This is a genomic window from Patescibacteria group bacterium (assembly GCA_041661505.1).
Lineage (GTDB): Bacteria > Patescibacteriota > Patescibacteriia > Patescibacteriales > JBAZCA01 > JBAZCA01.
Genome location: JBAZUF010000007.1, coordinates 28724 through 50936 on the forward strand (window position 1 = coordinate 28724; position 22213 = coordinate 50936).

General features: G+C 43.8%; 19 protein-coding genes. 5 read left to right on the forward strand and 14 right to left on the reverse strand.

Annotation, left to right across the window (positions count from 1 at the left end; translation table 11 throughout):
• Window positions 1-13 precede the first annotated feature (13 nt).
• From WC715_05760 to WC715_05795, 8 genes are all read right to left on the reverse strand, one after another.
• Window positions 14-613: a hypothetical protein gene (locus tag WC715_05760; GenBank protein ID MFA6171922.1), complete on the reverse strand. Its 600-nt coding sequence runs from the start codon at window positions 611-613 to the stop codon at window positions 14-16.
• A 127-nt stretch (window positions 614-740) separates the two neighbouring features.
• Complete coding sequence (locus WC715_05765) at window positions 741-2885, reverse strand: S1C family serine protease (GenBank protein ID MFA6171923.1); 2145 nt, start codon at window positions 2883-2885, stop codon at window positions 741-743.
• 20 nt (window positions 2886-2905) lie between these two features.
• Window positions 2906-4291: a cell envelope integrity protein CreD gene (creD, locus tag WC715_05770; GenBank protein MFA6171924.1), complete on the reverse strand. Its 1386-nt coding sequence runs from the start codon at window positions 4289-4291 to the stop codon at window positions 2906-2908.
• Between the two features lie 82 nt (window positions 4292-4373).
• Window positions 4374-4799 (reverse strand): M23 family metallopeptidase, encoded by a 426-nt coding sequence (locus tag WC715_05775; GenBank protein MFA6171925.1) that lies wholly within the window; start codon window positions 4797-4799, stop codon window positions 4374-4376.
• 31 nt (window positions 4800-4830) lie between these two features.
• Entirely contained in the window at window positions 4831-7026 is a 2196-nt protein-coding gene (locus WC715_05780; GenBank protein ID MFA6171926.1) for an O-antigen ligase family protein, read from the reverse strand.
• Window positions 7027-7180: 154 nt separating this feature from the next.
• The gene (locus WC715_05785) at window positions 7181-10879 is read right to left on the reverse strand and encodes a hypothetical protein (GenBank protein ID MFA6171927.1); all 3699 of its coding nucleotides are present in this window, start codon (window positions 10877-10879) and stop codon (window positions 7181-7183) included.
• Between the two features lie 266 nt (window positions 10880-11145).
• Window positions 11146-12075 (reverse strand): DUF5667 domain-containing protein, encoded by a 930-nt coding sequence (locus tag WC715_05790; protein MFA6171928.1) that lies wholly within the window; start codon window positions 12073-12075, stop codon window positions 11146-11148.
• A 4-nt stretch (window positions 12076-12079) separates the two neighbouring features.
• Entirely contained in the window at window positions 12080-12730 is a 651-nt protein-coding gene (locus WC715_05795; protein MFA6171929.1) for an RNA polymerase sigma factor, read from the reverse strand.
• A 637-nt stretch (window positions 12731-13367) separates the two neighbouring features.
• Here WC715_05795 and WC715_05800 point away from each other — a divergent pair.
• The 3 genes from WC715_05800 to prfA all read left to right on the forward strand — a co-directional run bounded on the left by WC715_05800 (window position 13368) and on the right by prfA (window position 15344).
• Window positions 13368-13712: a helix-turn-helix domain-containing protein gene (locus WC715_05800; GenBank protein ID MFA6171930.1), complete on the forward strand. Its 345-nt coding sequence runs from the start codon at window positions 13368-13370 to the stop codon at window positions 13710-13712.
• A 117-nt stretch (window positions 13713-13829) separates the two neighbouring features.
• The gene (gene rpmE / locus WC715_05805) at window positions 13830-14150 is read left to right on the forward strand and encodes a 50S ribosomal protein L31 (protein MFA6171931.1); all 321 of its coding nucleotides are present in this window, start codon (window positions 13830-13832) and stop codon (window positions 14148-14150) included.
• A 159-nt stretch (window positions 14151-14309) separates the two neighbouring features.
• Window positions 14310-15344: a peptide chain release factor 1 gene (gene prfA / locus WC715_05810; protein ID MFA6171932.1), complete on the forward strand. Its 1035-nt coding sequence runs from the start codon at window positions 14310-14312 to the stop codon at window positions 15342-15344.
• 125 nt (window positions 15345-15469) lie between these two features.
• On the opposite strand, the gene WC715_05815 is transcribed toward prfA, so the two are convergent.
• Genes WC715_05815 through WC715_05825 form a run of 3 tightly spaced genes read right to left on the reverse strand, consistent with a single transcriptional unit; the run spans window position 15470 to window position 16919 of the window.
• Window positions 15470-15889 (reverse strand): hypothetical protein, encoded by a 420-nt coding sequence (locus tag WC715_05815; protein ID MFA6171933.1) that lies wholly within the window; start codon window positions 15887-15889, stop codon window positions 15470-15472.
• Between the two features lie 30 nt (window positions 15890-15919).
• Window positions 15920-16360 carry a hypothetical protein gene (locus tag WC715_05820; protein ID MFA6171934.1) on the reverse strand — a complete coding sequence of 147 codons (441 nt, stop codon included), beginning with the start codon at window positions 16358-16360 and terminating at the stop codon, window positions 15920-15922.
• A gap of 31 nt (window positions 16361-16391) precedes the next feature.
• Window positions 16392-16919 (reverse strand): hypothetical protein, encoded by a 528-nt coding sequence (locus WC715_05825; protein MFA6171935.1) that lies wholly within the window; start codon window positions 16917-16919, stop codon window positions 16392-16394.
• A 75-nt stretch (window positions 16920-16994) separates the two neighbouring features.
• On the opposite strand from WC715_05825, the gene prmC reads away from it, so the two are divergent.
• Window positions 16995-17927, forward strand: coding sequence for a peptide chain release factor N(5)-glutamine methyltransferase (gene prmC / locus WC715_05830; protein ID MFA6171936.1), 933 nt, complete (start codon window positions 16995-16997; stop codon window positions 17925-17927).
• 39 nt (window positions 17928-17966) lie between these two features.
• On the opposite strand, the gene WC715_05835 is transcribed toward prmC, so the two are convergent.
• From WC715_05835 to WC715_05845, 3 genes are all read right to left on the reverse strand, one after another.
• Window positions 17967-18473, reverse strand: coding sequence for a hypothetical protein (locus tag WC715_05835; protein MFA6171937.1), 507 nt, complete (start codon window positions 18471-18473; stop codon window positions 17967-17969).
• Between the two features lie 63 nt (window positions 18474-18536).
• Complete coding sequence (locus WC715_05840) at window positions 18537-19697, reverse strand: glycosyltransferase family 1 protein (protein MFA6171938.1); 1161 nt, start codon at window positions 19695-19697, stop codon at window positions 18537-18539.
• 15 nt (window positions 19698-19712) lie between these two features.
• Window positions 19713-20903: a WecB/TagA/CpsF family glycosyltransferase gene (locus WC715_05845; protein MFA6171939.1), complete on the reverse strand. Its 1191-nt coding sequence runs from the start codon at window positions 20901-20903 to the stop codon at window positions 19713-19715.
• A 430-nt stretch (window positions 20904-21333) separates the two neighbouring features.
• Here WC715_05845 and WC715_05850 point away from each other — a divergent pair.
• On the forward strand, window positions 21334-22213 hold an 880-nt coding region (locus tag WC715_05850; GenBank protein MFA6171940.1), incomplete at its 3' end, for a Clp protease N-terminal domain-containing protein.

Below are 22213 nucleotides of genomic sequence, written 5' to 3' on the forward strand. Positions count from 1 at the left end.
ACTATGTAAAAAATTATTTAGTCCTGCCCAAATACTCGTCAATCCGGGCCTGCAGGAAATCAGGATTCAAAATCCGCTTCTTTCCCTGCTCATAAATGCCGATTATGTCGTCCTTGGATTTTTTCATCTGGTATTCGTAAAGTTCGGCCAGGTAGATGTAATAAGTCGCGTCGCCGGGCGAAACCGAAATAGCTTCCTTGTAATATTCTTCAGCCAAGGGATAATTTTCCAAATATTTGGCCATGTTCCCGGCGTTCACGATCAATACGGTATTTTTTCTTTGGCTTACTTCAATTCCCTTATCATAAACTTTCAAAGCCTCATTATAATATTCCTTGTAGTTTTCCAATTTTATGTCATGGGCTTTTTCGGCTAAAGTTTTCCAGGCCATGCCCAAAGAGTTGTAGTTTATAACATTTCCCGGATCTTTTTTCATCTTTTCCTGTTCGGTGATTACGTCATCAGCTAAGGCGCTTAATTCCGGGTGGTCTTTTTTTAATCCGCCCAAAGCCATCTCTGATTCAGCCGGCTTAAATTTGTAAAAGTACGCGAAAGCTCCGGCCGCGATAATAACCAGCGCCAAACCAATTAATATAATAGTTTTTTTATTCATAAAGCGTGAAAAAAAAATTAAGATTTATAATAAAATTATAATCTTTTTGTTAATTTTAGTCAAAATTACTTCCCGAAAAAAACAGGGGGCATTATCGCCCCCTGTTCCCGCTTATTAATATCCTGTTTTATTCACTTGCGGAGATTTTATCCAGATCAGCGTTGCTTATTCCTAATCCCAGGCTTCTCAATACTGAATAGGCCGCGTTCCCGTCTTTTAAGTAGTTTAAGTTGCCGTTAAAATCAACGTAATACGCCTGACCCTTGTCCTCAACCTGTAAAAATATTTTTCCGCTATATTTCTTGGCTAAAGTTTTTGATTTTTTCATTTTCTCCAGGTTGGCATTTGTTATTCCTTCTCCGAGGCTTCTCATAATTTTAAAGGCTTCTTCGCCGTTTTTCATGTAATATCTCTTCCCGTCTTTCGGGCAAACATACCAGGCCTCGCCCTTGGACTGGACCTGAAGAAGAATCTTTCCTTTTAGCTTGTTAGCGGCCGAAACTACCGCTTTGCCGGAAGCCGCTTTGCCCGATGTGCCGGATGATTTATCCGCTCCAGTTATCTTTCTGCCTAAAGTAAACTTGGACAAAACCGTCTTTCTAAAATTTTCCAACGTGGCTTCAAATTTTTTTTCATTCTCCCCGAAATAGTTAAACCCAATTACTATGACTTTATCTTTATCAATAATCCTATATCCAGCGGCAAATGCCTTTACCTTATCATTATCCTTTTCATCTTTAAATCGGTATTTATAAAAAATTTCACTGGTTAGCTCGTTGTTGATTTTGTAGCCAGTGGATTCGAAGTATCGGCTGCTTTTCAGGCCATTTCCTTCATCATCTTCTTTAACCACATCATTACTCTTAACAGCGTTAAAGTATTCTTTTTTTGACATCTTTTTCATATCATCGTTTAGCGTCTCCACATATACGTCAAAACCGACTTCCGGCTCTTTCGCTCTCTGCCCCAAGAGTATGTGTTTTGAAGAATTTAATTTCATTAAACTCCAATCGGATGGCAAATTGACTTTAAAGAAGGGAGCCTTGTTTTCATAACTTCTTTTCTCGCTAAAAACAATCCCTTTTTCCTTGATCGAAAGACTGCTAATCATCTTATCAATAACTTCTTTATTAGCATTATTATCGCCATAATAGTACATCGCCTGAATAACATAGTTTTTGGCGCCGAAGAGCAATACGCTCGTCTCGCTGTCGCTGTCCCCGCATATAAGCTTCCGGCCTTTCTTTTCTCCGGCTGTAAAATTCCCGGCGGAATAGCACTTGCCTCCGATTTCATTGGCTTTGACCGACACATCCAGCATAGGATCAAATAAGGTATCGGTTGGTTTCCAGTAAATTATTATATAGCCGCTATCTTCATTATTGTTGCTAGCGACAAACAAAACATTCTCGCTCGCTAAGCCAAACTCCCAGCCGCTTTCCTTTGTTATTTCCACATTAGGAGGAAAGTTACTGAACGTGGTAACATTGCCTAATCCTGAATTTTTTATTACAAGATTGTCCAGTCTTTTTTGGAGAGGAGATACTTGAAGCGCGCTTCCTTTATTCGCCTCTATCCAGTCGTTAATAGACGCTATGGATATGGCAAATCCTTGAGTGGCATCCACGTCCGAATATATTTTAGTGGTAATGCCAATTAAGTTGCTGTTTTCGTCAATTAAGGCGCCTCCGGAAGATCCAAAATATACCAAAGCGCCGGTTTTTATCCATTCAATCCCGTATTTTTCAGTTTTTCCGGTAATGGTACCGTAAGTAACGGTAATTGAATCGCCTCCGGAACCAGGAAAGCCCGCGGCTTCAACTAAATTGCCTTCGGCGAAGTTATCAAGATTATTTCTCTTTAAATAATTAAACTTTGTTTGGCCTTTTATTCCCAAGTCCCTGATTTTCAATATCGCGATATCTTTACTTTTATCTTTGGCAATCAAATCGGCGGCAAAACTGCAATCAGGAATCCCCGAGTTGTCGTTCACAACACAAACCTTATACGCCGCCGGCAATTCATTTTTATTGTCATCCTCAACCGTAACGACGTGGTTATTTGTTATTATGGTTCCATCTTCATCAATAAAAACCCCGGAGCCGTAACTGCTAGTTGTTAGATAATAATTTTCATCTTCATGGTAGGCAAAAATTTTGACTACCGCCCGGGAGTCCTCTGGGCCGCCGAATGCTTCCGCTTTGTCGGCGCAGATAAAAATAAAAAAGCTCGACAAAAGTAATAAACTGGCCGCGATTTTTGCTCTGTTCATAAATGCTTAAAAAAATTAAATTATTTAACCTCTTTATCCATTAAATTATACCAGTCGATATTCCTCGATAAATACATAACAATAGCTAATACCAGAAATAGCCCGGCATTGCCGATCAATAAAGAATAATCTTCGAGCTGGAGGATGGTATAGATGAAAGAATACATGATGAGGAGCAGGCCTCCCTGGACTAAGGCCAGTTTTATGCTTTTAAAAATGGTTTTGGAATACAAGGTTACCATTAGTATTGTTGAGGCGCTGGCGATTAGATAGGACTTGTCGAAATTCAAATGTTCGGAAATTGAAAGAAGAAGCGAATAAAACAAAACCAAAGCCAAGCCGGTTAATAGATACTGGATGGGATGGATTTTTACCCTGTTAAATACTTCGATAAAGAAAAAAATTAAAAAGGTGAGCGCGATAAGCATTATCGAATATTTAATCGAGCGGGTGTTTTTCTGGTATTCGTCAACCGGCACCAATAGCCTCACTCCGAAGGTTGAATTAGCTATGTTCCTCGCTTCAGTCCAGCTTTCAGGAAAGCTCCGGTTTAGCTGAAGCACCTTCCACTTAGCCTTAAAGCCTTTGCCGGTAATTTCCCTCTCGTCCGGCAAAAATGCCCCGTCAAAGCTCGGGGTTTTCCAGTCAGATGTTAATTCAACATTGGTTTCACTGCCCAGCGGCAAGAAAGTAAGATTATCGCTCCCGTTAATATTTATGCCGAATGAATAATTATATGTTTTATCTTTGGTCTTTATGTCAAGGGGAACTTTCGCGCTTACTCCCGATTTTAGCTCATTAACCGGAATAATTTTTTCCTCAAAAACATTCTCTTTAATTCGATTTGATTCTTCGCTTTCATCGATAGCCAGACCGCTGATAGTCCCGGTTTTCAATTGGTGCTCGCCGCCGTTCCATTTTATCTTTAAATCATTATTTACTCCTCTCATATCGGCCAGGCCGATGGCAATCTCCGCCCGATCCCATAAAACATTAGCGTCTGATATATTCAGATTCTTAAAATCCGGGGTATTGAACTTTCCTTCAAACTTAAGATCAGTGCCGTAAGCCACTACTTCGTAAATTCCCCGCCGCAGAACATGAGGAGAAACAGAGCCGGATATATTCAGGCTTTGGGGCAGAAAATACGCCGATTTAATTTCCTCCAGCGGCTTCTTGCCTTTTTCCTGCTCGGTGATTATTTTATATGGAACCATAAGAATCGGTCCGGCCAGAAGCTGGGGATCGCCCCACTTTGATCCGGCCTCTTTCATGGCCTCATTTCTCCGCGCTTCCCGCTCATTAATCATCTCCCTTATCATTGCCGTCGGAATCAGTAAAATTAAAACCAGTACGCCGATAATCACGATTCGCGCGATAATTGATCTTTTTATTTTTTCCGCCATAGACATATTAAAAAGGCTATTTTCTCATCTCATCTATATTTATCCTATGCTTTCCGCCGAATTTAGTCAAATATTAAGCCAATTAGGCGCATTCCGCCCTTTTTGAAAAATATTTTTCCGGGTCGATAAAATTACTGAACTTTCTAATATTCACTTTTCCCCTGCTTATATCCGTATGGAGGTGCGGGCAGGTTGTAGCTTTCCCGGTGTTTCCTGTATAGCCGATAATTTCGCCCGCTTTATATTTTCCCTTTCGGCTTAAGCGCTTCAGGTGCATAAACCGGATAACAAGAGTCCCATATTCTTTATCGCGAAAAGAAGCCCAGGCTGTATTTCCGCCCTGCGCTCCGCAGCCGGAAAAAATAACCTCACAGTCCGCGGGCGCGAAAATTTCCGTCCCGGCCGGCACAACATGGTCGACGCCTAAATGGCGCGGGGAATAAAATGTCTTTTCTCCGAACCTGTATCCCCTTTTCGCTTTTTCCCAGTTCTTGAGAGGAAAAATCATAACTCTGGCTGATTAATAATTACCATGCACTTTATTTAACCGTAACTCCATTATCCTTTAAGAATTTAATCGCTTCTTCCTGCAGAGCCGGGTTTATTTCGACGGCCTTTTGCATGTATTCCACTGCCTTTTCTTTATTGCCCATAGCCATATAGGTTGCTGAAAGCCGGGCGTAATTTGACGCGTCGCCCGGGTTGCCGGCGATCATTCTTTCATAAATCGGAACGATTTTTTCAAACATTTTTTCCCGGGCGTAAATATCGATTATATATGATAAATTGCCTTTCGAAGTCTGGGCATAAGAAAGGCCTTTCTCCAGCTCGGCAATTCCCTCTTTAGTTTTATTGTTTTTCATCAAAGCCAGGCCGTAAAACCAATGGGGCTCGGGGTAGTCCGGATTTTTTTCCGCCAACTTCCCTAAAACCTCCTCGGATTTTTTGTCATCGCCCCATAGAAAATATAATTTTCCCAAAAGAAGCGGGATCTGCTGGCGGTCTTCATTAATCTTTCCGGCATCAAGCAATACGGCTTCGGCTTTAGGATAATAATCGCGGTTAATGTATTCGCCCATGAAAGAATATAACTGGCCGAGCCAGAATTTATAGATATAGGTATCCGGATATTTTTTTATCGCGTCTAAATAGGCTGTTTCCAGTTTCGGCGCGACTGCGTCAAAAGTCTCCTGGTCCAGCTTTCCCCCGCCGTCCATATTGGCTAAATCCATAGTGAGGTTAATCGCCTGCTCCCATCTAAACGGCACTGGCGCGCTAATCGCCAAGTCCGCATTTTTTTCCCATAGATATTTTGAATCAATAAAGCGCGCGTCGCGGGCCAGGCTCGTGTAATAAGAGGCTTTCAGCATTCGAACGCCCATGGTAAAAGAAACAATTAAAAAAACCAGGTATATGATAATGGCCGGATTAAGGTACCGGTCCCGAACCGGGACTTCTTCCCTGTTTTCCTTTAACGCCAGCCAGCCAACAAGCGGCAAAGCTAAAAACCATACCTGGAGCGAATTGGAAGTCTCAAAAGAAAAAAGCAATTGGACAACATACGCGCCGACCCCGCCGGCTAAAAATATTGCGGCCAGGCTCGCATTAGAATTCTCCCCGCCTTTAATTTTTTTTATCAGCTGGAAAAATATAATCCCTATAAGGCTTAAGTAGGCGGCAAGGCCCAAAAGCCCCATAGCGCTCATAATTTCCAAAACGAAATTGTGCGGCTGGTCCCAGACGGTCTCGGAAAAAGAAAATTCCAAAAATTTCGGATTATAATATTTGTCAAAAATATACTGGTAGCTCTCGGGCCCGTTTCCGATAATCGGCGCGCCGCGAAAGCCTTTTAAGGCGATTTGCCAGGCCATAAGCCGGGTTTTCGCGGTCGTATCATTTAAGCTGATGCTATAGATAAAAGAAACCTGGGACGGCATAGCTTTTTTTACGCCGCTAAAAACAAATCCGCTTCCTAAAACGGCAGCTGCCAAAATAGCTGCCGCGGCCAGGCTTATTCTAATTTTCTTACTCTTTCCGAATATGAGATATAAAAAAAATGACAAGCCAAAGCCAAAAACCAGTCCGACAAACGCGCCTCTTGTCCGGGTGCCCATGATGGTTATAAGGCTTAAAACCGCGGCCGTGGCTCCAAGATATTTCCAGGCGTTCTCGCTAAAATAAAAGTAATAAAAAATTCCCAAAAACATGGGAAGCATCAAGTAGTTGGCAAAAAATATCGGGTTGCCGATAAGGCCGGCCAGCCTAGGTCCGGCTTCAATATATTGGGCGATAAAAGGAATGTGCGGCCCGGCCCAGGCAGTAATTGAAGATAAAATACTTATGCCGAGAACCGCGCCGAGGATTTTTTTCCAGTCTTCGCGGACAGCGAAAAACTGCCGGATTAAAAAATAAAATACTATAAAATGGATCCAGGTGAATACTCCTTGTACCCGGGACTGGTCGCCCCAAAAACTCCGGTTAAAATTGTTGCCAAAAATTGCGCTAACCAGCATTGAGCCGAAGAATGCCAGTACCACCCAATCCAGAGCTTTGAATCTAAATAAAGTTTTTTTCTTAAGAGCTATCCAGCCTAATCCGATTAACCCCAAGACGGCGATTAACATCTGAAAAAATATGGTTTTCCCGAAATGGGCCGGATACATTGTCCAGGATGTGAAAACTAAAGGCAGTAAAAACGATAAACCTACGCCGATTTTAATGATTTTTTCTGTCATGGCAATTATTTTTTATATTCGCAATTTATTTAATCTTACCATATTTTTTCCAAAAAACAATCCCGCCCCGTCCCGCAAATGCGGGACGGGGCGGAGATCTATGTCAAGCAATACTAACCGTATTTACTTGATTCAATACCTTTAACTAAATAGATTAGTTATAGGTAAGGGTCTTGGAGGACAACGGTAGAGAATCGCAGGTCACAATATCAGTTGTGATCACTCCGTCTCTCCATCCAAGGTCGTCAGACGCTAAACCGATACCAATGGATTCAGCAGTCGTGTCGGCTGAAATTTCTACCTGGTCGGTATCCATAGTGACTATGAAAGTCATGGATTGTCCGGCTGAAATTTCAGTGTCAACAAAGTTGGTGGTGTTCGAAGTTCCGTTGGTATATTCGGTATCGCCGATATTGCGGCTTTCCGCGGCGGCGAAAGAAGTCGTAGCAACAAGGTTTGAAGAATTAATTGCTCCATTCTTGTAAACCTTGATTTCAACAGCTGCGCCAGCCGCCTTCGAAGTACCGCTTTGAGAAATGTCAAAGTTCATGTACTTGATGGTCGAAGTGTAGTTGCCCGCGTTGGCGGAATTGGTAGCTATGATCTTGGCTACAATCGCGTCATTGCCGATTGACTGGGCGCCTGAAGGTGTATCAGAGGCAAATGCCAAGGTAACTTTAGAGGCGTAAACAGTCATCGTCTGGGCGCTAAAGTCAACATCCGGTGAAGCAGTTAAGTCAAGGTAAGCTCCAGTAATGCTTTGTCCGGAAGAAGCTCCTTTAGCTGTGATCGGTTCTTGGACTCCGGCTGTGCCTGAATCGTAATCGTGGATGATGGAGAAAGCGGCTGTGTCAGCGCTGTCAGCATCTCCTGAAACGGAAACGTCAGCTTTAACTACTATTACCTTGTTGGAGTTCCTCGGGATGGTCAAAGCCAAACCGGTGAACGGAGCAACAGCATAAGTAGAAGTAGAAGTTGAACCGAAGTTGGAAGCGGATCCGACCTGTACCCCGTCAACATACAATTTGATGTTTTTGAAGGTACCGGTAGCGGTAGCTTTTACGTTAGCCGCCATGTAGATTTCTGAAATCGTAATGTTTTCAGAAACATCAGCCGCTAATTTAAAGCGGGCCACTTCCTGGTCAGTCGCGCCCATTACCATTTGCTGGGCAATCGGGGTAGCGCCGTCTAAGGTAATGGTTAAGTTGCCTTGCGAGGAAATATATCCGTTCTGAAGATCAAAATCAGTCGGATCATAGCTCGCGCTTGATCCGGTAGTCTTTCCGGTCGCGGTTATGCTTCCGAATTCAATCACCGGAGAAAGTAAGGCGGCGGCAGTTCCGGAATCAGCGGGAGAGCTCTTGATATCAGCAAAGACATCAACAACATACTGGGCTCCAGCCGCGATTTCAATCGGAGTAGCCGGAGAAAATGCGTAGGTTCCGTCGGTAGTATTGCAAGACGCGATAGTTGTCCCGATCTGGACTCCATTGTTCTTAATTTTCAAGTTTTGGAAGTTATCGCCAACTTGAGAAGTCGCGTCATCAGCCAAAGCAATCTGGGAAACGGTTATTGCTTCTCCGGATCCGGCAGTGATGATAAATGAAGCGATCTGGGCTTCAGTCGCGTTAACAGTTCCGGTCGGGTTGGTGGTTGAACGATCCGCGAAAGCGGTATTTTCGACAACGTTCGCTGTTCCGGCTTTCACTGTTAAAGTTCTCGCGGTTTGAGCGGTTGTGCTCAAAGAGCTCATAGTAACCTGGCCAAGGGCGTTAGCAGATCCGGTTACCAAAGAAAGCGCGTAAGTGGCGTCAGTCGCGACACTTGTATCGGAAGTGTCAGCTACTACGGTTACATACTTAGTTGTTCCGGCTGGAATAACAAAAGTGTTGCCGAAAGTGAAGCTCGAAGTTCCGTTAGCAGCGGAAGCGTTATCGCACAGCAAGCTTGTATCAGTTGTTCCTACCTGGCTTCCATCCAAAAGTAATTTCACGTTTGCCAGAAGGTCAGTAGCATCACTGCCGTTGCAAGTTACTGAAAGGTTGTCAACTTTAACGGCTTCACCGGCAGCGGCAAAACTGAACTTAGCCAGGATAATGCCGGTAGCGGCATCGGGAATATTGCCGGTCGGTGAGTCAGTCGCAACGCCTAAAGTAATTGTTCCGGAATCAACAGAAGTTCCGTTTCCGGTAGTCTGCTGGACTACGCCGAAAGCGGTTGAGGTGGTATTTACGCTCGGAGTGGCGTAAACGCCATAACCGTTGTCGTAAACTACAACATCAGCGGATTTCTGGATAGTGAATTTAAATACTCTTCCGGAACCGCCCTTCATATCGCCGACTATGGATAAAGCTTTGGTCTGACCGGAATTTAGAGTTACTCCGGCGCCAAGATCAAAAGTAACGGTCTTGTCAGAAGCAATCGTAGCCGGACCGGCAATCTTTTCGCCAGCCAGTTTTAATACGATATTGTCGATGTCAGTAGTTGCGATAGTGCCTACCATGGTTAGCTTGATGCTTTTAATAATCATGTTCTGGGAAGCGGCAGTCACGTTAACGCTCCATAATTCTTTTCCGGCTTCGTCGGCTTTAACGGTAGTCGGAATGGTTCCGTTCGAACCAGCGGCTCCGGCAAAGTAAAAATGGCCAAGATCATCAACTGCGGCGGTCGACATTAAATTACCGGACATCGGGAAAGAACCGGAAACGGCTGCACCGTTGGTAACAACGTCAGCCGCGGCGTTTAAGCTAAAGCCGATGGTTTCACCAGCACCGGTTCCTCCACTGGTTTTAGCTAAGTCTCCCTTTAAAGTGATAGTCTTGGTTGTTCCTTTTGATACAGTGAATAAGCCGACTGAATCAGTGAAAGTAGCAACCTTCGAAGAGAAGGAAGTATATTCGGCTAATTTGGTATCTCCGTCATAAAGATAGAGATTTCCAATGTCACCATCACTGGTAACACCGATCCGGTTGAATTTTACAGATGTAACTTTTACATCACCGTCAGAAGCGGCAGTAAAATTAACCTTAGTGAAAGGGATTAACGCTTGTGAATATTCTCCGTTCGTAACCGCAGTGCTATCGGTCAAAATAGTAGTAGAAGCCGGTGTGTCGGAAGCCAAAGCGGCGGTTAAGCCGGTTCCAGCTCCGATCGTTCCGCCAGCGCCTGACGAAGTGTCAGTGATGGTCGAAACTCCGCCGGTAATATCAGCTCCGGCAGTCGGAATAGCTAGGGTAGTGGTAATTACATCAGCCCATTTAAAGCGGTTGGCGTTAAAAGCGGCTTCAGTTGTAATTTTACTGGCAGTACCGTCAGCGTTGATGTAATAGATTGATGCGTCAGCCGCAGTCTTAATCAATGATCCTTGCGGATAGGCGGTTGCGCTTACGGTAGCTGTGTCGATGGTGTAATTGGTGAAGAAAGCATCAGAAACGTCGATAACTCTCTTAGCCCAATTAGCGCCGTATAAAGTCGTGGCAGTAGCTTCGTCAGGGATAGCAAGTAATTTGCCTCCCGCGATTACCGCGTAGACTTTTGGGTTAGTTGTAATTTTTACCAACTTTGTACCAGGCCGTACGGTTACGTTAGCTCCCAAAGGATAAGACTCTAATTCAGACTGGGCAATAGTTTTCACGGATGAAAAATCGCCGTACCAGCTGAAATAAGAAGACTCATTCGGGAATACATAACGTTTGCCGTCGCCAGCCAGGTAGTAAACGGATGAAAGTCCGTTCATTTTTATCAAATCGCCGGCTGTGGCCGCGGCGGAAACCGTCGGGGCAGCGACCATGCTCATTGATAAAACTGTTGATAGCATCACAACGCCTGCAAACAGTTTTTTAAATCTTTCCATAGAAATGGTTGATTGTTAGTTCCGCTAAAATTTCGTTCTCCCGCATCCCAAATCTTGGGACCGGGCCTCCCCGACCCCGCTTGCAAGCAGGACGACGGGAAAATTCTTTTTTAGCTAAGAACATTTTTTTTATTAATATTCTAACGAGCGCGACATCCCGCCTCTAGAGGCGGAACCGACCTTTGCGGCCAAGCTCGATTTAGATGAATTTATTTGCCCCGCGCTTTCATCTTGCCGGGGCGGACAATTTCTAATTATTTTTTACTTTATTGCTTCGCAGTCATCTCCATTTTACCGCTGGTGGACGTAGCGTTCGAATCTATCGAAGCTCCCTCTTTTATATCATCGATTATCTTGTACATTTTTTCGAGCTTATCGGCGGCTCCGCCATAATCTTTCTTTTCAAACAGCTCCTGGGCCTCATCTAAAATATTTTCCGGGGTGGCTTTTTTTTCTAAAGTCTTGGCGTTCCCGGCCGTGCTCGTTGCTTTAGTCTCGCCTTGGCCGGCAGTAACTTTCGGCGCCTCTTCTTTTTTTCCGCCCTCTCCCGAAATCTGGATTCCTTCTCCGTTCCGGCCTGCGTTAGCGCCGAACAATTTATCCTGGTCCTCGCTTCCTTTGGCATTATCCTTCTCGCCGTTATTAACCGCTACGTCTTTCACTCCGATTTTTTCCAAACGGCCTTTAGCTTTATCGATTTCGTTTTTAAATTCTTCGGCCAGCTTTCCGACTTTCTCGGATTTATCGGCTTCGTTTTTTCCTTCTTCCATTACCTGAACCGCTTCTTTGGCCCGGTTGCCGGCGAATTCAACTCCTAGCTTGGCTTTTTCCTTCTCATTAAACGTTAAGGCCAGCTGGGCTTTCTCATTTATAATCTTGGCTATATATAATGAATCGCCGGGCTTTGAGTTTTTGGCGGCCTTGAGGCTCGCAACTCCGCCTCCGCCCAAAAGCGCGATCATAACCATAATAGTTACCAAAACCGGACGAGCCATCATTTTATGGATAAGGTCAAAAGGGACAAAAACCTCGGACCAGACATCCAGCCGCTCGATAGTTTTCATTCCCGAGCGCTCGCCGGAATCTTCGCCCGGAAAAAGCTGGGACATCAAAATATCCCGATTCTTTTCTTTCCAGCTTGAATCAGGCGAAACTTTCAGGCTATTTAATTTTTGGATGAGTTCTTTTTCAGTCATGGATTTATTTTGAATTCTCTATTTCTTTTTCCAAGCCTTTTTTTTCTAAATTCTCTAAATCCTTATCTATTAAATCCTTCAGCGCTTTTACGGCCCGGTGCGACAGCACGTTTACGTTGCCTTTTGACTTTTGGAGGATGGCGGCAATTTCTTTCGGTTCTAATCCGTCGATATATTTTAAAACGATCACTTCCCGGTATTCGTCTTTCAGGCAAAATAGTTTTTCTTTTATCCGTCCGAGCTCAAGTGCCTTTATTACGCTCTCTTCCGGGTTGCATTTTTCGTCAACGCACAAATCTTTCATCGTCTTATTGTTCTCGCTTCCGCCTTCCTGTTCCCGTCCGATTTGAATATCTAAAGATACGGTTTTTTGCTGGGCCATTTTTCGGTAGTGGTCAATCACCTGATTCCGGGCGACAGTATAGAGGAAAGGCTTAAAGGTTTTTGGGTCATTGATTTTTCCTTCCTGGATACAGCCCCAAATTTTTAAAAAAAAGGCTGAAGTCAAATCTTCGGCGTCTTCTTTGCTGTTGACCTTGAAATAGATGTATTGGTAAATCCGGTCCAGGTAGAGATTATAAAATTCGCGGAATGCGTCTTTGTTCTTCCTGGCCAGTCTTGAAAATAGTAATTTTTCCTTTATCTTACCTGACATAATATACGAAACTTATTGCGCTTGATTACACCTCTAATAAGTACGCTTTATTAAATCATAACATCTTTTGTCTAAACCAAAAAATTAGCTTCTTCTTAAAGCTTGTATAAAGGTTATTCGCACCACTACCCCGCTTGACAATTAACCTTGAAGTTAGTCTAAAGAAAGCTAAGATTAGCTTATCTTCTAATATATTTATGAGGCCAATTTTTCAATGCGGGTTCTATACCCTATATTACCTTTAATCTAGCATATTTCAAACCAGCAGGCAATAGAAAATCACCTGGACCATTCTCACATCCTTCAAATTATCCGGTTCGTCCGCAGAGATTATCTCATAATAGGTTCATGTATAAGTTCACATATACGATCAGGTTATTTAGTTCCTATTCTTTGCTCTTGCGTTTTAAAAAATTCTATGACAAAATGGTCTTAAATATGAGATAAGTCCACAGTAGCGTGGACATAACTCACCCGCTTATCCACAATTTGGCCTAAAATATCTTTTCAAATCTTTGTCAAATTCTTCACGCAATGTCCACAACACCTTGGACTTAAAACGTATATTTGATTATTATTAGCCAATTATCTACTTTAAGTCCACAACACCTTGGACTTTACTCTGCTAAAATCATTTATGACCAAGAATGACAAGCCAAAAAGACCTTCTGAATTATTACTAAAAAATGCGGCCCTTCATCCGATTTGGCTTAACGTATCCGAGGCCGCGAAAGTTTTTGGCGTAAACAACAAAACCATCCGCCGGGCTATTTCCGAACAAGTGATAAAATATAAAATAGTCGGCGAAAGATATTTCATAGACTTCTCTTCCCTTTTAATTTTTATCCACAGCCGCACTAAACTGGCCAATAAATTTAACGAATACGGGCTCGGCCAATACATCGAAAGCTGGCGCCATGGAAGCGCAATAACCAAACATGAGCAGATGGCTAAAGAGATTACTAACTCTGGCCAAGACTAGTTTTTTTTCGAATACGCCCTAATCTTGCCAAAAACATTGTCTTATGCTACATTTATTCTAGTCAGGACGCCTGGCTTTTTATAATTCTTTTAGACTGCCACAAAGCGATAGAATCATATGAAAAATGACATCCATCCAAAATATAACGACAAGGTAAAGGTAATCTGCTCCTGCGGAAATACTTTTGAAACCGGCTCGACCCTGGCGGAGATTAGGACCGAGGTTTGTTCGGCCTGCCATCCTTTTTATACCGGCAAGCAAAAGATCGTCGATTCCGCCCGCCGGGTAGAAAAATTCCACGCGCGCGTAGCGGCAAAGTCCAAAGTTTCGCCCTCTCGAAAAGGAAAAAAGGTCAAGCAAGCCGCCCGTACGGCGAAAAAATCCGCCGCCTCTTCAGCCAAACCGGAAAAAACTGCCGCCAAAAAAACCAAAAAATAACAATACTAAAAGGCTATTCTTTTTAATGCTTTTTACATGTAAAATATGTATAGGGGCAAAAGAATAGTTTTTTTGCGCCTTGCCGGCCATTTGCCTTAAACCCATCTCCTTAAAATCTCGATAGCCATATCAGTCTTCCGCTTTAAGCCAGCTAAAAATATGTTTGAAGAAATTTTGAAAAAATTCAAAAATCTGGAAAAAGAGCTTTCTGACCCGAAAATCGCCTCTAATCCGGAAAGGTTAAAAACCGTTTCCAAGGAACATTCAGACCTAAAGGAAGCGGCCGGTTTGATAATGGAATTAAATAGCGCTATCGAACAAATCGCGCAAAGCCGGGAAATAATAAATAGCGAATCAGGCGAACTGGCTGATATGGCCAAAGATGAACTGGCCGGACTGGAAGAAAAAAAAGGGAAATTGGAGGCCCAAATCAAAAGCGAAATATCGCCAGCCCACCCTTTTGACAAAAAAAATATTATTATGGAAATCCGGGCCGGCACCGGCGGCGACGAGTCGGCTTTATTCGCCGCCGAGCTTTACCGCCTGTATTCGCGGTTTGCCGAACGCAGCGGCTGGAAAATAAATATCCTTGATTCGTCGCCAATAGGAATTGGCGGATTTAAAGACATAACTTTTTCCATTGAAGGAAAAAATGTTTATTCCAATTTAAAATTCGAAGCCGGTACGCATCGGGTGCAAAGGGTTCCGGAAACCGAAAAAGCCGGGCGGATCCACACTTCGGCTGTTACAGTCGCGGTTCTAGCCGAAGCCGATGAAGTTGACGTCCAGATTAAGGCGGAAGATTTGCGGATTGACACCTACGCGGCTTCCGGACCGGGCGGCCAAAAAGTCAATACCACCAACTCGGCCGTAAGGATTACTCATCTCCCGACCGGAGTCGTCGTTCAGTGCCAGGACCAGAAATCCCAGCGCCAAAACAAAGATAAGGCTATGCTGGTTTTACGCTCGAGGATTCTGCAAAAAATGGAAGAAGACCGCCACGCCCGGGAAGCGGCCGAACGGCGCGATCAAGTCGGCTCCGGCGACCGCTCGGAAAAAATCCGCACTTATAATTTTCCCCAGGACCGGGTAACCGACCACCGGATAAAAAAATCCTGGCACTCAATCGACCGGATTATGGATGGCGATCTTCTGCCGGTTATTGAGGAGTTAAAAAAGGAGTTAGGGAATTGAAAACAAGGTGAAAATAAGATGGTCTGAAAGTTTTTTAACAAAAAAAATAGCCGCCATCCCGAAGGTTGGCGGCCCGTTATATCTTTGCTTACGCTTGGTTTACTCCGGCCGACTCTCGCTTATTTCTACCGAAGAGCCCAGCCAATCTTTATTAAGCGCTCTACCGCAGAAAGCACGTATTTGTTTACGGTTTCAGGGTAGCACTTAAGATCAACCACCGTATCAACTCCGGCATCCAGAAGCTCTTCAAAAGCCTTTCTGCCAACGTCGGCAAAGGCCATGATTGGCACTCTGCAGCCGTTTTCCCGCAGGCACCTGGCCGCATGAATACCCACAGGAAGTCCCCCGGAACGCGCATCAGATCTGCTTCCTGTCATCACCGGATCGATGATAAGGAGATTAAACTGATCCAGATCGATGTCAAATATTTCATCCGCGCAGTTGCGGCAGAGTAAAACTTTGTATCCCTCCCGCTTAAGCATTTCCTGGATGACTGCCGCCCAGGATTTTTCAAGATCAAGGGCGCAAAGTATTTCGAAAGACATGATTTTCCTCCGTTGGTTGGCAATTGGAGTTTAATTCGATTGGGGTTTCGCGGCCTTTGTTCCGTTGACAACATTGTCGTGGAACAATTGCCTTACGGCATCGACTATCTCAAAGGGTTTATTGTCAATAACCTTTGTCAAGCCGGCCCAAATGAGACCAGCTTCCTCTTCAGCGTCAACTTCGGCGACGGCGAATATCGGAATTTCTATCCGCGCCTTTCGCCAACGGGAGATAATTTGGTGGCACAGTCTAAAACTTCCGGGCCCGCGTCCGTACCACCCGGACACTTCCGGATTGATCAAGGCCAGATCGTAGTCCCCCAGCCTGTCTTCAGCTTTCAAGAGCTCTGCTTCATTGCCCGCAAAGCGATCAATTATGTAGCCGGTTCGGGCGTTAATAAACAAATTCAAGACCGCCGAGGCGGTCTTATCCGAAAGGCCAAAAAATGCAATCCTTTTTCTTGAAGTCATTTTTCCCTCCTAGAAAAAAATTTCAGAAAGGCTACGGGATACACTTCTCGAAAATCCTGATCAGCGCGTCAGTGCCAGGGTATTTAGCGCTCACGCGAAGATGAAGCATTTCCCCTTGTCTCTGCGAGTGGTGTACCGTGAGGGGCGTCAGTTCGAACCCGCAAGCCCGGGCTCTTTCCTGGGTAAAACTGCCTTCTCCGCCGCTTCGGATATTCTCCAGAATGGCCTTATGAAAGCCAATTCTGTGAAGAAGAGTATTGAGGGCCGAAACCCTCATTTCCGGAGCCCAGACCGTGCGGAAACCTTGGCCTGGAAAAAGAAAATCATAATTCGTCCAGAAGTGCTGATTAGCGCCGGGATTGCGTCCGCAAATCCTGATTATGCGTGTATTAGGTTTTGCGGACGGTAATTTTATTCCCGCCTCCGCCACCCCGTGAGCATCCAGAACGATTCCCAGAATGGCCGGAATCGTTATCGGAAAAACACGGCTCGGCGATTGCGGGACAAAAACCACTGAACCGGGGGCCAACTGTAGATGCGCATCTGCCTTTTCTTTCATCTCTTTTCCTTTCAATTCAATAACGTTGCGTTTAGCCCGAGAGCTATTCTCGGGCGCTCCAGATAAACCTACACTATGCGTATAGATAAAAAAACAAAATTTATAATATATTTTCAAAGGACAAAAAAACTGCCCCCTTTTGAGCTGGAGCTAATACTAGCACATCTCTTGAAAAAATCAAGGGAATATGTTTTAACTCATCCGGAAATTAAGCTTAGCCCGACCCAGCTTAAAAGGCTTGATGCCATGCTAAAACGCCGCGAAAAAGGGGAGTCCTTGGCGTATATTTTAGGGCATAAAGAGTTTTATGGTTTTGATTTCATAGTTAATAAACACACGCTAGTTCCCCGCCCGGAAACCGAACTAATAGTAGACGAAGTTTTGGAATTGGCCAAAGAAAAAAATATCCATGGCAATAAAAAATTCGCCATCATTGACGTTGGCACCGGCTCGGGATGCATTATTATTTCTCTGGCTAAAATGCTAATGGAAAAAAACAAGACCGCGGACATTCAATTTTTTGCCGCCGACATTTCAAAACTAGCTTTGAACATTGCGAAAAAGAACGCGAAGCATAATAATGTAGCAAATAAAATAAAATTTTATCACGGAAATTTGCTCGAACCGATAATTAAACTAAAATCCAATCACAATCACCTAAGCCAAAATCAAAAGATAATCATCACTGCCAATCTTCCCTACTTAACTCCGAAGCAGATTAAGACTTCGCCTTCAATAAAACATGAACCGCGATTGGCGCTTGAGGCCGGAATTGACGGGTTAAAATATTACCGGGAATTATTTCAGCAACTAAGGAGCATGTTAACAGTGAACGGCATTCAAGCTCGAGCTTCTGTCCATGTTTTCTGTGAAATCGACCCGGGCCAAAAAATATCTATCCAGCGCCTGGCAAAAAAAATTCTGCCATCCGCCCAAGTCCAAATAAAAAAAGACCTGCGCGGACATAGCCGGCTGGCCGTAATTAAACTAGGCGATTTTACTAAATAAACCTTCTTTTACGCATCCTCATCACCTCCTATCAAGTCTTTAGTCATAGCCTTGCAGAGTATAGCCGTAGGGAGCCTGCTTGGTCCAGTCAAAGCTATTGCATTTTCCCATGCCCCGGCCGTCAATTTGGGTTTCAAAATTTATAATCTGGAGGATGTAAAAAGGCTTTGAACAGCCAAAGACTCCGGCCGGATATTTTTTATAGCGGTAAAAAAACTTATCATTATTCAAGGGGTCGCGCACTTCCCGGTCAATTAAATTCTCCTCTTTTAAGACCGCCAAAAAATCATCTGCCTTTCCGCCAGCCGCGTAGCTTACGTCCCAGCCCTGTACGTCATCCTTTGATTCCGGATAAAATCCGTGCTTATCGTGGTAGATATCGAGCGCCAGCAGTAAAACCTGCAGGTCGGCTTTTCTTTTTACGTCCCGGGACTTTTCCCGGGAATTATTAAACGCGAAAAATGAAAAAACCGTCAAACAGATTATGAAGACGATTACAACCATCCTTTGCAGATCAAAATTATTCAAATTTACCCTCTCAAGCATAATTATTTAGGGGTTTCTTTCCTGTAATTATACCAGAGGCCGCGCAAACAGCCAACTTACAAACTAAGAATTTTTGGTTAGAACTTCTAAATATCTTTTGGCGGCAATTTCCCAGCTAAAGCCCGCCGCTTTTTTAAGCCCTTTCTCAATAAGCTCCTCCCTAAGCCCCTGGTTGTTTAAGGCGTTTTTAATGGCTTCAACTAGATCACTTGAATTATAGGGGTCAACTAAGAGCCCGGCGTCTCCGGCGATCTCCGGCAGGCTGGAGCAAAAGCTCGTGATTACCGGCACTCCGCAAGCCATAGCTTCCAACGGCGGAAAGCCGATTCCTTCGTAAAAAGAAGGGAAGACGAAGAGGGAAGCGAGATTGTAAAGATAAACCTTGTCCCCTTCCGGAACGTAGCCGAGAAAGCTTATGTCTTTTTTAAATTCCGCCCTTTTGTATTCCTTAAATATCCCCTTGGCTTTCCAGCCAATTCCCCCGGCGATAATGAGCTGGTATTCCCCGATTTCCCCGCGTTTTCTTAAGGCGTCGTAAGCGCGGATTATCCCTTCGATGTTTTTTCTCGGTTCAAGCGTACCTAAAAAAAGGATAAACTTTTCCGGCAAGGCGTACTTTTCTTTTATTTTTTCGAGCCCAACGTCAGCCTTTGGAAGCACGCGGTATTCTCTTTCTAGCCCGGGATATATAACTTTAACCTTTTCTCCCGGGACTTCGCACAATTCCATTATATCGCGCTTTGTGCTTTCGCTGACGGCCGCGATTACGTCAAAATTTTTTACTAGCTCTTTAACGTTGATGAAGTAATGCCAAATCCTTTTTCGCCAGGAAAAAAATTCCTTATAGCGCATAAATGATAAATCGTGGATTACTAAAACTCGCTTGCCCTGCCCGGCTGGCCGCTTTTTAAAATCCGACAAACCGATAAAATTAATATGAGGCATCAGGAAGGCCTTGGCTTCAAGCTTTATATCAATTTTCGGCCAGCTAAAAATTTTAAACAGGATATAGTTTAATACTTTATTCGGATAGCGGCCGCGAACCGTCAGACTATTGCCTTCGGCGAATTCCGGCATTTTAACATCTTTGAACGAATTATAATAAAGCCGGTATTTATTATCTGCATCGATTTTAAAAAGTTCCTGAAGTAAATTAAAATTATGAAGAGAAACTCCGCTCGGCCGCTCATCCATTAGTGTTCTTATATCAATTCCGATTTTCATATTTTTATCCCCGCTTTATTTTGCCGTTTCCCTAAACTTTTCTAAAAAAATCCCGGTCGCTTCCCTTCTTGAAATAAAAACTTCTTTTACAAGTTTTTCCGGGCTTACCCACTTCCAGGCCGAATGGTCCCAATAGTTGATTTTAATGTCAGAGTCAGAGCCGATAAATTCGGCTACTGCCAGGCTTTGCGATTGGCCTTTATGTCCGCGATGCTTCTGGGACATTAAAGCATATTCCTTTGGCTCTTCTTTCCGTTGGCCGAATTTATAGCGATAAATATTTTTATAGATTTTATTTACTTTGAATTTTTCCGAACCCAGCTCTTCATAAAGCTCTTTTAAGGCCGCATTTTCTATCTTCATATTATCTATCCCGCCCTGGGGCAATTGCCAATGCCCGGGTTCTCCGGTCCTTTCTACTATTATTATCTTATAACCGCCATTTTCTTTTTTATAAGCCAGGCAAGCAACATTAGGCCGGTAGCGGAACGGATTAACAAATCTCCAGACAATGAACCTGAAAGGAAAAACGATTACGGCATTAATTATTCTTCTAAACCGCGCTTTCGGCTCGATTGCGAGCCGCCAAAGCCATTCCAGGCCCAAGAGGCGCATAATTTTCGGCGCCCTTTTTATTTTTCCGGTTAAAAAATCCAAAGCGCCGCCAACGCCGATTGCCAGCCTGGCGTTTTTCCAATTTTTTAGGTGGTGGTAAATTAATTTTTCCTGGAACGGCGCGCCGAGATTGGTAAAAATAATTTCGCCGGACGCTTCCTTGTCCATTTTATTATGATCGCGGTTTACGGTTATCACTTCAAACGCCAGCTTTCCATAGCGGTCCTTTAAGGTTTTTTCGATATCATTATTTTTGGATAAGGATTTTTCCCAGTTCAGGATGGAAACCTTTAATTTTTTTTCTTCCGCCAGCTTAAATACATCTTTAACCAAATCGGCGCCGGTAATTCTTTTAATATTTTTTCCCATCGCCCAGGCCGCGAAAACCAAACCCACGCCGTCAGCCAAAGCTAAATCGGCCCGGTTAAGGATGTAATAGAATTCTTCGTCTTTGGCGGCGGCTAACAGCATCTCGGGATTAACGGTAACAACCAAATGCTTGCGGCCATCCTCTAATAATCCGCCGATTGTTTTTGCCGCATCGCCGGTTAACTTGGAAATGTTTACTCCCAAAATTTTAATCTTTTCCATAGGCCAAATAAAAGAATTTAGGCGTCCTAAAGCGTTTTTAGGCGGATAAAAGCGATAAAAAGGCTTTTTGATTTAATATTAGGCATATTTTCATTATAATACATCTTTTTATTTTTTTCAATTTTCCTTTCCAAATCCGGGTTTTTTTGCTAAATTATAGACAGGCAATCCAGGTTTATTTTTTGAAAATCTTGAGCCTTAAAATGATGAGAAAGGACGGGGCTTTTCTTGCGTCTTAAATGACGCGGGATAATATAGGAATTGACAGCCTAAAGAAACCTTTGATAATACTTGACATCGAGTTTAAAAATAGATATATTAATTAGCAGTCTAACTTAGAGAGTGCTAAAACAGTAAGCTTAATCAAAAATCTTAATTTCCGCGTAATAATAAATAGATTCGGATAAATTATAATAACTAACCAAATACTATGTTTGATAAATTTACCCACAAATCCCAGGAAGCCATAATAAGCGCCCAGACTATAGCCCAGGAAAACGGCCAGCAATATATTGAGGCTTTGCACCTGCTCTCCGCCCTCCTGGAGCAGACTGACAGCATTATTATCCCGATTTTAGAAAAGCTCCAAATTTCCGTCCAGGACGCAATCTCGGATGTTGACCGGGAATTGGACCGCCTGCCCAAAGTAAGGGTGGCCGGAAAAATCGGCATGGTCCAGGGAACTTCGGAAGTCGCGTTAGTTTTAGACCGGGCTAAAAAAGAAGCCGACCAGATAAAAGACGAATATATTTCGACCGAGCACTTATTTTTGTCTTTAATCGGCGTCAAGTCTTTAGCCCAGGATATTTTACTGCGCCACGGCATTGAATATGAAAAAGTATTGAAGGTTTTGTCCGAGCTTCGGGGGTCGGCGCGTATCAGCGACCCGGAGCCGGAATCGAAATTCCAGGTTTTGGAAAAATACACCAATAATTTAACTAAGCTCGCCCGCGAAAAAAAGCTTGATCCGGTAATCGGGCGCGATAACGAGATAAGGAGGATAATGCAGGTTCTGTCCCGGCGGACTAAAAATAACCCGGTTTTGATCGGCGAAGCCGGAACCGGAAAAACCGCGATTGTTGAAGGGCTGGCCCAGCGCATTGTCGAAGGCGATGTTCCGGAAACCATTAAGAACAAAGAAATTCTAAGCCTGGATTTAGGCTCGCTTTTGGCCGGATCGAAATTCCGGGGAGAATTTGAAGAGCGTTTAAAGGCGGTAATTAAAGAAGTGAAATCCCAGGAGGGCCGGGTAATCTTATTTATCGACGAACTGCATACTTTAGTCGGCGCCGGGGCCTCGGAAGGGGCGA